This window comes from Rhizobium indigoferae (assembly GCF_034554815.1).
Taxonomy (GTDB): domain Bacteria; phylum Pseudomonadota; class Alphaproteobacteria; order Rhizobiales; family Rhizobiaceae; genus Rhizobium; species Rhizobium leguminosarum.
The window spans coordinates 1,324,680-1,336,754 of sequence record NZ_CP140635.1; the positions used below are offsets into that span (position 1 = coordinate 1,324,680).

14 protein-coding genes are annotated in these 12,075 nt (G+C 61.0%); 5 read left to right on the forward strand and 9 right to left on the reverse strand.

The genetic code is table 11. The features are described 5' to 3' along the window. Positions 1 to 25: 25 nt before the first annotated feature. From U5G49_RS06775 to U5G49_RS06805, 7 genes are all read right to left on the reverse strand, one after another. Positions 26 to 817: a sulfite exporter TauE/SafE family protein gene (locus U5G49_RS06775; RefSeq protein WP_193445076.1), complete on the reverse strand. Its 792-nt coding sequence runs from the start codon at positions 815 to 817 to the stop codon at positions 26 to 28. Positions 818 to 1,003: 186 nt separating this feature from the next. Then, the gene (gene argC / locus U5G49_RS06780) at positions 1,004 to 1,936 is read right to left on the reverse strand and encodes an N-acetyl-gamma-glutamyl-phosphate reductase (protein ID WP_193445077.1); all 933 of its coding nucleotides are present in this window, start codon (positions 1,934 to 1,936) and stop codon (positions 1,004 to 1,006) included. Between the two features lie 60 nt (positions 1,937 to 1,996). Then, positions 1,997 to 2,959 (reverse strand): agmatinase, encoded by a 963-nt coding sequence (gene speB / locus U5G49_RS06785; protein WP_018241559.1) that lies wholly within the window; start codon positions 2,957 to 2,959, stop codon positions 1,997 to 1,999. A gap of 224 nt (positions 2,960 to 3,183) precedes the next feature. Beyond that, a complete protein-coding gene (gene cml / locus U5G49_RS06790) occupies positions 3,184 to 4,371 on the reverse strand; it encodes a CmlA/FloR family chloramphenicol efflux MFS transporter (RefSeq protein ID WP_130728973.1) in 1,188 nt (395 codons plus the stop codon). Positions 4,372 to 4,678: 307 nt separating this feature from the next. Next, a complete protein-coding gene (gene rpsI / locus U5G49_RS06795; RefSeq protein ID WP_018241561.1) occupies positions 4,679 to 5,146 on the reverse strand; it encodes a 30S ribosomal protein S9 in 468 nt (155 codons plus the stop codon). Between the two features lies 1 nt (position 5,147). Continuing rightward, a complete protein-coding gene (gene rplM / locus U5G49_RS06800) occupies positions 5,148 to 5,612 on the reverse strand; it encodes a 50S ribosomal protein L13 (RefSeq protein WP_003558420.1) in 465 nt (154 codons plus the stop codon). Positions 5,613 to 5,928: 316 nt separating this feature from the next. Beyond that, the gene (locus tag U5G49_RS06805; RefSeq protein WP_246289136.1) at positions 5,929 to 6,807 is read right to left on the reverse strand and encodes a LysR family transcriptional regulator; all 879 of its coding nucleotides are present in this window, start codon (positions 6,805 to 6,807) and stop codon (positions 5,929 to 5,931) included. 94 nt (positions 6,808 to 6,901) lie between these two features. Between U5G49_RS06805 and U5G49_RS06810 the strand changes: the two genes are divergently transcribed. Together U5G49_RS06810 and U5G49_RS06815 are read left to right on the forward strand one after the other, a co-directional pair. After that, positions 6,902 to 7,132 carry a DUF1127 domain-containing protein gene (locus U5G49_RS06810; RefSeq protein ID WP_018241563.1) on the forward strand — a complete coding sequence of 77 codons (231 nt, stop codon included), beginning with the start codon at positions 6,902 to 6,904 and terminating at the stop codon, positions 7,130 to 7,132. A gap of 93 nt (positions 7,133 to 7,225) precedes the next feature. Then, positions 7,226 to 8,056, forward strand: a complete 831-nt coding sequence (locus U5G49_RS06815; protein WP_193445079.1) for an enoyl-CoA hydratase — start codon at positions 7,226 to 7,228, stop codon at positions 8,054 to 8,056. On the opposite strand, the gene U5G49_RS06820 is transcribed toward U5G49_RS06815, so the two are convergent. Together U5G49_RS06820 and U5G49_RS06825 are read right to left on the reverse strand one after the other, a co-directional pair. After that, positions 8,057 to 8,893, reverse strand: coding sequence for an EamA family transporter (locus U5G49_RS06820; protein ID WP_193445080.1), 837 nt, complete (start codon positions 8,891 to 8,893; stop codon positions 8,057 to 8,059). 475 nt (positions 8,894 to 9,368) lie between these two features. Beyond that, on the reverse strand, positions 9,369 to 9,692 hold the full coding sequence (locus tag U5G49_RS06825) for a hypothetical protein (protein ID WP_024321130.1): 324 nt from the start codon (positions 9,690 to 9,692) through the stop codon (positions 9,369 to 9,371). Between the two features lie 119 nt (positions 9,693 to 9,811). On the opposite strand from U5G49_RS06825, the gene U5G49_RS06830 reads away from it, so the two are divergent. The 3 genes from U5G49_RS06830 (at position 9,812) to U5G49_RS06840 (ending at position 11,950) form a co-directional block, all read left to right on the forward strand. After that, entirely contained in the window at positions 9,812 to 10,240 is a 429-nt protein-coding gene (locus U5G49_RS06830; protein ID WP_018447514.1) for a CoA-binding protein, read from the forward strand. Between the two features lie 117 nt (positions 10,241 to 10,357). After that, complete coding sequence (locus tag U5G49_RS06835) at positions 10,358 to 11,641, forward strand: O-acetylhomoserine aminocarboxypropyltransferase (RefSeq protein ID WP_017993606.1); 1,284 nt, start codon at positions 10,358 to 10,360, stop codon at positions 11,639 to 11,641. Between the two features lie 129 nt (positions 11,642 to 11,770). Further along, positions 11,771 to 11,950 carry a nucleotidyltransferase family protein gene (locus tag U5G49_RS06840; protein ID WP_018447515.1) on the forward strand — a complete coding sequence of 60 codons (180 nt, stop codon included), beginning with the start codon at positions 11,771 to 11,773 and terminating at the stop codon, positions 11,948 to 11,950. The last annotated feature ends 125 nt before the right edge of the window (positions 11,951 to 12,075 follow it).

A 12,075-nucleotide genomic window follows, 5' to 3' on the forward strand; every position in this document is an offset into this window, starting at 1 on the left:
AGCGAGCTGCCTTCTCGGGGCGGATCTATCGCAACACCCCATCGAGCAGCGGCATGCCGATGATCGCGGCGGCGGCTATCAGGATGTAGCAGGCGATGCGGAAGGTCCGCTCCTCGGCAAGCCCGAACAGTTTCGAGCCGCCGTAGAGCCCGACCGCATAACTCGGCAGGATCACGGCGGTCAGCGCGAAGACGGCAGGCACGAACAGTCCGCCGATATAATAGCTGATGGCGCTGAAAACGGACGAGATCGAGAAGTAGAGCACGACATTCGCCCTGACGCGCGTGAAGTCGCTCTTGCCGCCGAGCCAGTAGGCGACGACCGGCGGTCCGCCGAGCTGTGCGGCGCCGCTGAAAAGCCCGGCGATCAGGCCGACGCCGCTGCTGAGCGGTGCAGAAGGGGCGCCATGGTAGCGCCATCCGGATGCAAGAAGCGCGAGCAGGGTGATGGCGATGATGGTGATGCTCCAGCGCAGCAACATCGGGTCGAGCAGCGCCAGCATCGCCGTGCCGGCCGGCACGCCGAGGGCGGCCCCCGCCGCCATGACGAAGACCTCGGGCCGGTTGGCTCCGCGCCAGGCGGGAGGGATCATCCCAAGCGCCGCAATGCCGTCGATGACGAGCAGGATCGGCGAGATCAGCTTCGGCCCGACGATCGCACCGCCGAGCGGAATGAAGATCAATGCGGCGCCGAAGCCCGAAAAGCCGCGGGCAAGCCCGGCGATGAAGGCAAACGCCATCAGCGCATAGATGCCATGGTCGGGCAGGGCAGCGGTAAACCATGCGTGCACGCCATCGACCAGCGCATCGAGCGTCATGACATCAGGCTCCGTGATTCGGGAATAGCGGGCGAGGAAAGTCCGCTCTCATAGCCCAATCGTCGCCGATGATCGAGCCGAAAGCGATGCTGCGGCCGCCGAGGGAGGCGGCCGCGGAGGAAAGATCATGATGAAGAGATCGACACAAAGCTCGAATGGCATCACCTCGATGCCGTCGTCTGCGCCTTATGAGGCGAGCATCAGGTCCATGTTCTGGACGGCGGCGCCCGAGGCGCCCTTGCCGAGATTGTCGAGCAGCGCGACGAGGTTCACCTGCGAAGCGCCTGAGGTGCCGAAGACGAAGAGCTTCATCGTGTCCTTGCCTTCGAGCTCGACGGCGTTGACGCGGGGCAGGGCCTTGCTTTCGGTCAGCGGCACGACACTGACGATATCCTGGCCGGCATAATGGGCGACGAGTGCGCCATGGATGCTTTCCATCGTCGTGCCCTCAGCGAGATCGTCGAGATGCAGCGGCACCTGTACGATCATGCCCTGCGCGAACTTACCGACCGACGGCGAGAAGATCGGCGCGCGGTCGAGCAGGCCGTGCACGGTCATCTCGGGCACGTGTTTGTGGGTGAGCGGCAGGCCATAGAGGAAATGCGGCGCGGTGATCGCATCCGGGTGATCCGGGTTTTCCATCTGCGCGATCATCTGCTTGCCGCCGCCGGTATAGCCGGAGACCGCGTTTACCGTGACCGGATAGCCGTCGGGCAGAATGCCGGCGGCGCGCAGCGGCCGGATGAGGCCGATCGCTCCGGTGGGATAGCAGCCGGGGTTGGCGACGAAACGGGCGGCCTTGATCCTGTCGGCCTGCGCGCCGTCCATCTCGGCAAAGCCATAGGCCCAGCCGGGATTGACGCGGAAGGCGGTCGAGGTGTCGATGACGCGCACATTGTTGTTGGCCGAAACCATCTGCACCGCTTCCTTCGACGCATCGTCGGGCAGGCAGAGAATGGCGATGTCGGCACTGTTCAGCATGTCCTCGCGCATGGCGGCGTTGCGCCGCTCGGCTTCGGGTATGGACAGAAGCTCGACATCGCGGCGGCCGGCCATGCGCGTGCGGATCTGCAGACCCGTCGTGCCGTGTTCGCCGTCAATGAAGATTTTCGGTGCCATGTTAAACCTGCGCTTTCAATGGGTTCTGAAGGTTTCCGGATTCAGTTTGAGGATGATAGGTCAGCCTTGTGACACGGCGATGGCGCGTCGCTCGGCATGAAGACCCAGCATATACATCGCCACCGTTGCCCCCGCAATGGCGGTGATATCAGCATGATCGTAGGGCGGCGACACCTCAACGACATCGGCGCCGCGGATATCGAGCTGGTGCAGGCGCTGCAGCACCGAGAGGATCTTGGCGCTCGACGGTCCGCCGGCAACCGGCGTGCCGGTGCCCGGCGCAAAGGCCGGATCGAGGCAATCGATATCGAACGTGAGATAGGCCGGCGCCCCGCGTGTGTGGGAGATGATCGCCGAGGCGATATCGCTGGCGCTCATCTCCTCGACCTGATGACCGTAGAGAATGTTGACGCCGCAATCCTCCGGCGCATGGGTGCGGATGCCGATCTGGATCGAGCGGTCGGGATCGATGATGCCCTCGCGGGCGGCCCGCGCCACGAATGAACCATGGTCGATGCGGCGTTCCTCGTCGAACCAGGTGTCTTGGTGCGCGTCGAACTGCACGAGCGCCAGCGGCCCATGTTTTGCCACATGGGCTTTCAGCAGCGGCCAGGTGACGTAATGATCGCCGCCGAGCGTCAGCAGGAAGGCACCGCTGTCGAGGATGACATTCGCCTGTCGTTCGATGGCGGCTGGCGTGTCCTGATGATTGCCATAATCGAGCAGGCAATCGCCGTAGTCGATCACGGCCATTTCGGCGAAGAGATCACGGTGGAAGGGATATTGCGCATCATTGTCGAAGATCGCCGAGGCGCGCCGGATCGCTTGCGGCCCGAAACGTGTGCCCGGCCTGTTCGATGTCGCGGCATCGAAGGGAATACCCCAGACGGCAACGTCGACGCCGGCGAGCTCCTTGGTGAAGCGGCGGCGCATGAAGGACAGGGCGCCGGCAAATGTCGGGTCGCTGGCAGCGGAGGTGAGGCTGGTCGCCGTGAAGGCGTGGTCAATCGATCTGTTCGCCAAGTCATGCTCCTTTTTTCGGTCGCAAAACCGTAGTCGCGCTCGATGCGGACGCTGCATTGCATGATCGCCGTTGACGTGAGGGTGCCAGGCGGCGGTTCTCTCGCGAAGGAACTGGCCGATCCCCTGCGCGCAGAAAGGGGTAGGCGAGGTGCGTACAGATTTCAAGCGATCGTTCGGACGACGGCCGCTCGTTATCGTCGAGCGACCGTCATTTGCTCGTCTGCCTATCGGGCCGGCTCCGGCAGGCACCACAATCCAGCCAGCGTCGTCAGCGCGGTCGCACAGACATAGGCCGCGAGCGGCCAGGCGCTGTCGCCGCCGAGCAGAAGCACGAAGAAAGTTCCGGCAACTCCGACGATGATGCTCTCGACGCAGCAATAAAGCGCGACCGCCGTTCCTGCCGTGTCGCCAAAGGCGTCGAGCGCGCCGTTGGCGGTGACCGCGGTCGCAAGGACGATGCCGATCGCGATGATCCACATCGGCACGACGAAGCTGACCAGGGAAGGCTGCAGAAACAACTCTCCGAAGACAAGCAGCATAGCGCCGGAAAGCAGCACGGCCATGCCTCTGGCAAGGCTGCCTGCAATGCCCCAGCGCATGACGAAGTGTTTGGCAAAACGCGCCGTCACGATCATTACCAGCGCCACCGTGGCAAAGACGAAGCTGAAGGCGATGCCGGAGAATCCGGCTTTATCGATCAAGATGCGGGGTGCTGTCGAGAAGAAGACGAAGAAGGCGCCCATCGCCGTACTGAAGCCCACTGTATAAACCCAGAAGGGTAAGCTTGTAAGGATCGGGCGGAGAGCGATCTTTGCAGTGGCGGCGGGGCGGGTTTCATGCCACCGCATGCCGGCATTGAAAAGGGCGGCAACCGAAAGGAGGCCGATGACGAGGAAGATGGCGCGCCAACCGAAGTGATCGGCGATCAGGGCTCCGGTGATCGGAGCTAATGCAGGCACGAAGGAGAGGATGGAGCCGAGAAGGCCATAAATCGTGCTGCTTTCGGGACGCCCGGCATAGACGTCGCGCACTGTTGCGAAAGTTGCAACCAGTGTCGCCGACGCGCCGATGGCTTGCACCAATCTCAACACTACGAAGATTGGTGCTGACGAGGAGGCGGCAAGCAGGAAGGATGAAGCGGCAAAGAGTGCCGCGCCTCCGAGCAGGACAGGCCGTCGTCCGACAATATCGGAAATCGGCCCGAAGACGATCTGCCCGGCGCCGAGCACGAGCATGTAGAGGCTGAGGGTCAGTTGGATGACGGCCGGCGAGGTGCCGAGCGCCTCCGGCATGACCGGCACGATCGGCAGATAGATATCCATGGCAAGCGAGGCCAGGATGTCGAACGGTGCCATCAGCAGCAAAGCTGCCGGCAGGGAATAGTTCCAGGGCTGGATTTTGGGATAGGACATGGGAAAGAACCCGCTCAAATGATTTCATTCGGCGGCGATCTGTCTCTTCATCAGTATCGGGATTGGCCGGACAGACGCCGCAACAACAGGGCAAAGTTGTTGCGGCCTATTTGTCTGCGGACTTGGTTATTCCCATGATTCGACCCTTGAATGTGGCCTCGCTTAATCCCGAAGCGTTTTGCCAAGTTTCTACCAGCAGAACCGGAATGCGACAATGGCATGCCGGCACGCTTCCAATTGGCTTAACAGAGCAAAACAAAAAGGCCGGGTTGCCCCGGCCTTCGTAAATCCTGTCTGTCCGAAGCGATTAACGCTTGGAGAACTGGAACGAGCGGCGGGCCTTTGCCTTGCCGTACTTCTTGCGTTCGACGACGCGGCTGTCGCGGGTCAGGAAGCCGCCCTTCTTCAGCACCGCGCGCAGGCCCGGTTCGAAGTAGGTGAGCGCCTTGGACACGCCGTGGCGAACGGCACCGGCCTGGCCGGAGAGGCCGCCGCCGGCAACGGTTGCGATGATGTCGAACTGGCCGTCACGGGCAGCCGCGACGATCGGCTGGCGCAGGATCATCTGCAGCACCGGACGAGCGAAATATTCCGCGAATTCCTTGCCGTTGACGATGATCTTGCCGGAGCCCGGCTTGACCCAGACGCGGGCGACGGCGTTCTTGCGCTTGCCGGTCGCGTAGGAGCGGCCGAGCGAATCGACCTTGCGGACGTGGGCCGGAGCAGCAGCTTCGGAAGCCGTGCCGAGATCCTTTAGGGAGGAGAGGTCAGCCATATCAGGCGCTCCTTACGTTCTTTTTGTTGAGCGCGGCAACGTCGAGGGCGACCGGCTGCTGGGCTTCATGGGGATGGTTGGAACCGGCGTAAACGCGCAGATTCTTCATCTGGCGACGGCCGAGCGGGCCACGCGGAACCATGCGTTCGACGGCCTTTTCGAGGACGCGCTCCGGGAAGCGGCCTTCGATGATCTGGCGTGCGCTGCGTTCCTTGATGCCGCCGGCATAACCGGTGTGCCAGTAGTAGACCTTGTCGGAATACTTCTTGCCGGTGAAAACGACCTTTTCGGCATTGATGACGATGACGTTGTCGCCGTCGTCAACGTGAGGCGTGAAGGTTGCCTTGTGCTTGCCGCGCAGGCGCATAGCGATGATGGAAGCGAGACGGCCAACGACCAGCCCTTCGGCGTCGATGATCACCCACTTCTTCTCCACCTCTGCAGGCTTCTGGGAGAAGGTTGCCATAGTGAATACTCTCTTTTGGGACCCTTGGCCCGAAGGCTTGAAGGGCGTTTCTTGTTGCTTGGATTGGCACGCTCGAGGCATGCCAAAAAGAAAGCAGCCCGGATAGGCTGCGTTCTGGCGCGGTGTATAAAGGGAATACGACATGGGGTCAATATCGACTTTCCCGAGGTTTGGAAAAAAAATAAAGCAAAAACAATTAGTTAGATATATGGTATTATAATACCTCATGTTTGTCGGGGTCCCAGGCTGCTGCGCCGGACGTTTTTGGCGTCGCCTCTGCCGGTTTGACGTAACGTCCGACGGTCGAAAGCAGCTCTCAACCTTTGAACGCGCGTAGGCATTTCATCATTTCGCGAAGGCCGCGTGTCAGATGTTTGTCCCGGCGTAGAACCATGCCGAGGCGGCGCGTCAGCCGCGGGTTCAGCGATGATGTCGTCACGAGGCCGGCGCGGTCGCGCTTCAGCGCCAGCCCCGGCAGGATCGACCAGCCAAGTCCTACAGCCACCAGCTCCTTGATCGCCTCGATACTGCCAAACTCCATCGCAGGTCGGATCCTGGTATCCGGGGCGGCTAACCACGCGTCGATTGCGCGCCTGGTATTGCCGCCCTCATAGAGCAGCAGCGTCCTGTCGCGCATGAAAGCGGCGTCCGGCCCGTCTTCGGGCATGAGGCTGCCCGCGGGGGCGACGGCCAGCAATTCCTCTTCGTAGAACGGTTCGATCTCGAAGTTCCGTCCCGATGCCGGCAGGGCAACGACAGCGATGTCGAGGCTGTTGGCTTCCAGTTCGTGCAGAATGCCGTCGGCATCGCCGATGCGCACGGTGATTTCGAGCCCGGGCATGCGTTTTCTGGCGGCAGCAATGGCGCGAGGAAGCAGATGGATCGACGCCGTGCCGCCGCTGCCGATGCGCACGCGGCCGCTCGCACCATCTCTGTACGGCACCATCGCTTCTTCCGCGGCGGCCGATTCCTGAAGTAGCCGCCTTGCATGCACGAGCAGGTCGAGGCCTGCAGCGGTCGGCTGTGCTCGCCGTCCGACGCGCTCGATCAGCCGGACGCCGAGCCGCTGTTCGAGCCCCTTGACCTGCAGGCTGACGGCCGGTTGCGTCAGGCTTTCCTTGTCGGCCGCAGCCGTAAAGCTTCCGAGATCGGCAACATTGACGAAGGTGGCAAGCTGATCAAGATTGAGAGGCATACCAAAGAAATCCTTATGCATATTATAATATCAATAAGCTTCTCTCGCGGCATTTTCCAGCGCATCTTTCACCCGTTCAAGAAAGGAAGAAGCGATGGCTCTGGAATTGAGCGAGATCTTCGAAACACCTCGCGATATCGTTCGGTCGAGAATTCGCTGGATGGCGCGATGGAGCCGGCGGCTGCTGATGACGGTCGAACATCACCTCGAAAAGCGCCGCAGCCGTCGCACGCTTTCGGAACTCACCGACGACGAGCTTTGCGATGTCGGTCTGACCCGTGCGCAGGCGAGGGCCGAGACATCGAAGTCGTGGTTCTGGTCCTGACTTCAGCGGCCAAGGCGGGGTGCGGATCCTGCTCGAAATTGCCGGCGCCTTGTGGCAAAACGTCTGCCTGAATCGAGCGCAGGGAGCAGCATCATGGCCGACATCGTATCTTTCCCGGACGCAGCCAGAGCGGAAGAGGGCGGATTGTTGATCCGCTCGCTGCGCGACGGCGTGCTGCGGTTGGTGCTCAGCAACCCACCGGCGAATGTGTTTTCGATCGCACTTCTCGAAGCGCTGATGGGCGAGCTGGAGACGGCCGAGGCGGAGCCGGATGTACGCGTCGTCGTCATCGCCTCGACCGGTGACGTCTTTTCCGCCGGGCATGATCTCAAGGAACTCACGACCCATCGCGCCGATGAAGATCAGGGTGCCGATTTCTTCGAAAAGACCTTTCGGCTCGCTGCCGATCTGATGCTCAAGATCGCGCATCTGCCGAAGCCTGTCATCGCCGAGATCGACGGGCTTGCAACGGCTGCGGGCTGCCAGCTCGTTGCCTCCTGCGATCTGGCGATCTGCACGGATAGTTCGACATTCTGCACGCCGGGCGTCAATATCGGCCTGTTTTGTTCGACGCCGATGGTGGCCGTTTCCCGTGCCGCGCACCGCAAGCAGGCGATGGAGATGCTGCTGACCGGCGAGACGATCGACGCCTCAACTGCCAAGGATTTCGGCCTCGTCAACCGCATCGTGCCCAAGCAGTATCTGGCGCAGGTGGTTTCCAAATATGCGGCTGTGATCGCCAGCAAGTCACCGCTGACGCTGAAGATTGGCAAGGAAGCCTTCAACCGGCAGCTCGAACTGCCAGTGGAGGCGGCATATGATTATACCGCCAGGGTGATGGTCGAGAACATGCTGACGCAGGATGCTCAGGAAGGGATCGGTGCCTTCCTCGGCAAGCGCAAGCCGGACTGGAAGGGCGAGTGACTACGCCAGTTTCAAAATCAGCCCGCCGATGGCGATGACGACGCCGGCGACGTAGCGCCAGATGCTGGCTTTTTCCTTGAAGACGGTGATCGAGATCACCAGCGCAAAGAGGATCGCGGTTTCCCGCAGCGCTGCGACGGTCGCGACCGGGGCTTTCGTCATCGCCCAGAGTGCCAGCCCATAGGAGGCGATCGAGCCGGCGCCGCCGATGAGGCCGCGCCACCAGTTGCGACGAACGTGACGCACGACGGCGACAGTGCCGCGTTGCGAAACCGCCCAGGAAAACAGTAGGACGGGTGGCAGCAGCGACATCCACAAAGTGTAGGAAACCGCATTGCCGGAGATACGCGCGCCCATGCCGTCGACATAGGTGTAGCTGGCGATGACACAGGCATTGGCAAGCGACAGCATGACGGCGCGGCTGCTGCCGCGCCGTGCCTCCAGAGCGAGTGTGAGGACGCCGGCGCAAATCGTCATCGTGCCGGCAAGGGCGCTGCTGGAAAGATTTTCCTTCAGGATGAAACCGCTTGTCGCGGCGATCAGTAGCGGTGCGCAGCCGCGCATCAGCGGATAGACGAGACCGATATCGCCGGCCCGGTAGGCGGCGGCGACCAACTGGAAATAAGCGAACTGCAGGATGGCAGAGGCGCCGATGAACGGCCAGGCCGAGGCGTGCGGCAACGGCAGGAACGCCAGGAACGGCAACGCCGAAACAGCGCCGCCGGCAGAGATCAGCGCCGCATCCAGGGATTTATCACTCCCCGCCTTGACGATGGCGTTCCATGTCGCGTGCAGCAGTGCGCCGAAGAGAACGAGCAGGATGACGTCGAGAGGCAAGGGAGTAAATCCGGAAAGGATGACAGGAAGCGGAATACGTCTCGCCTTCGGCGTTTCAAATTCCTGAAAAGACAACTGGGATTTGCACGAAAATGTACGGCTGCGGTCGCTTATGCGTTCATATGTCGAATAGCATCCTTCCACTATGTGAACAATGGCGGCGCATTGGAGCAATTTTTACGTGCGCGCGACATGCGTTCAATCCGCGCGATCCTTTCAACTATGAGATGTTTCTAATGGATAGAAGAACAAAGGGCGGAATTACCACGAACAAAAAGAGAAAATATCTACAGGAGCGAGGGAGCCGATTATTCTATGCTGCTGAAATATAGATATTATTCTATAGCTTTGACATAGGGGGAAATTGAAGCTTCCGATTGTGAATCTTCAAGAAATCGCAGCGCACAATTGAGCCAAAACCTTTCGCAAACGCGAAAGACGTACAGTTTCGGCGGCTGTCACGACGTTGAAAACATCAAAGCTGATGATGCGGAACGAAGAGCATCCCGTCAAGGTTGTCGATGCTCTGGCAGTTCAGGACCTGGCAGCGCGGATTGTCCTTTGAGGGGATATGCGTCCATTCCGCATAGTCGGTCGCGTCGCAATAATTGCTGTTGCGGACATAGCGATCGTAGAGCGGCAAGCCACGGGGAGATTGGTAGCGGAAGATGACGGCGCCCTGATTGTGGATGGCGGCGCGCACGCTGGCGCAGCTCATGGTGAGCGGATTGTAGCGCGAGATCGCCAGCGCCGGCGATGCGGCGAGCACGAGCATGAGGGCAAGAGCGATTTTTTTCATCGAATCATCCTCAGGGAGTATCCAATTCATATATACGGAAAAGATGCCCAGCCGGTTTCACGGAAACGCAATAAAACTGCGCGCCGTGGCGAAGGGCTTTCGGGAGTGGAGAAACGGATATGAATCACGACGTCTACACGGATGATTACCTCGCCGGAATTCTGCATTCGGTAAAGACCATCGCGCTGACCGGCGCCTCACCCAATCCGGCCAGGCCGAGCAACGGCGTCATGGGCTATCTGTTGTCGCGCGGCTACGAGGTCATTCCAGTCAATCCGGGGCAGGCGGGCAAACAGATCCAGGGCCGCAACGTGTATGCCCGGCTCGCCGACATTCCCATGCCGGTCGACATGGTCGACGTATTTCGCGCTTCCGAATATCTGGACGGGGTCGTCGAGGAGGCGCTGGCGCTGAGGCCGCTGCCGAAGATCATCTGGTCTCAACTTGGTGTCCGCGACAATGCGGCTGCGGCAAAGGCGGAGGCCGCCGGCATCAAGGTGGTGATGAACCGCTGCCCGGCGATCGAATATCCTCGTCTCATTGCCTGAGTTGCGGTTCGCGGAGACGGATTTTCCACGGAACGCCCATGGGTTGAAACGGATCGCGATTAACTTTCGTTCGCGAGAGGCTATGATCCCTCCCGTCAGCAATAACGGGAGGACGACATGGCCAAGAATGATCCGGGATTCAACACGTTGGCGATCCACGCCGGCGCGCAGCCCGACCCGGCGACCGGCGCGCGGGTAACGCCGATCTACCAGACGACCGCTTTCGTCTTCAATGATTCCGATCATGCCGCCGCCCTCTTCGGTCTGCAGGCTTTCGGCAACATCTACACCCGCATCATGAACCCGACACAGGCCGTGCTCGAGGAGCGCGTTGCAGCGCTCGAGGGCGGCACGGCCGCCCTTGCCGTCGCCTCCGGCCATGCGGCGCAGGTGATCGTCTTCCACAATATCATGCGTCCTGGCGAGAATTTCATCGCTGCCCGCCAACTCTACGGCGGCTCGATCAACCAGTTCGGCCACGCCTTCGAGAATTTCGGCTGGCAGGTGCGCTGGGCCGATGCCGCCGATCCGGCAAGCTTCGAAAGCCAGATCGACGACAAGACGCGCGGCATCTTCATCGAGAGCCTGGCCAATCCCGGCGGCACCTTCGTCGATATCGCTGCCATCGCCGACGTCGCGCATCGCCACGGCCTGCCGCTGATCGTCGACAATACGATGGCGACACCCTATTTCATCCGTCCGATCGAGCATGGTGCCGACATCGTCGTGCATTCACTGACGAAGTTTCTCGGCGGCCACGGCAATTCGATGGGTGGCCTCATCGTCGACGGCGGCACCTTCGACTGGTCGAAATCCGGCAATTACCCGATGCTGTCGAGCCCGCGGCCGGAATATAACGGCATGGTCCTGCACGCGACCTTCGGCAATTTCGCCTTTGCGATCGCTGCCCGCGTGCTCGGCCTGCGCGATCTCGGGCCGGCGATCTCGCCCTTCAACGCCTTCCTGATCCTGACCGGCATCGAGACGCTGCCGCTCAGGATGCAGCGCCACAGCGACAATGCGATCGCCGTCGCCAAGTGGCTGAAGGCGCACAGCAAGATCGCCTGGGTGAATTATGCCGGTCTCGACGACGATCCGAACCATGCCCTGCAGCAGCGTTACTCGCCGAAGGGCGCAGGCTCCGTCTTCACCTTTGGCGTCAAGGGCGGCTATGAGGCGGGCAAGACGCTGGTCGAGGGGCTGGAGCTCTTCTCTCATCTTGCCAATATCGGCGACACCCGTTCGCTCGTCATCCATCCGGCCTCGACAACGCACCGGCAGTTGACCGACGAGCAGCGGATCGCCGCCGGTGCGGGGCCTGACGTGGTGCGCCTTTCCGTCGGCATCGAGGACGTCAAGGACATCATCGCCGATCTTGAGCAGGCGCTCTCAAAGATCTGATGTAGTTCGTCACATACCTCTGACACCTACGTCAGTTCCTTTGACAACTTTTTTGAGCAGGTTGTATTGAGTCGACCGCCGAGAAACCCCTAAAAACAGGGCGTTTTCGGCGGTCAAAAGAATGCCAGATTGCACAATGGCGGCCTGGAACTTTGTGCTCCGTTCGGCCTTTCCGACCTTCTCGGCGGCGTTGTTCGTGCGAACAAAAGGCAGATCACGCGCGAGGTATACGAGCGGAAGGTCGACCGATGGATCAAATTCTGGCCCAAGCTCACAATCGTGAATTGGCATGAGGCAAATATGAGATGACGTCGGATCAAGTGCAGCGGCTTGCCAGAACAGGACCTGCCGAGGCTAGGCTCCAAGCAGAGAGTTCAGAGCGATGACTACGCCTGCGCGGAATACCTGGTGAAGTGGCCTGACGGACTCGTAGC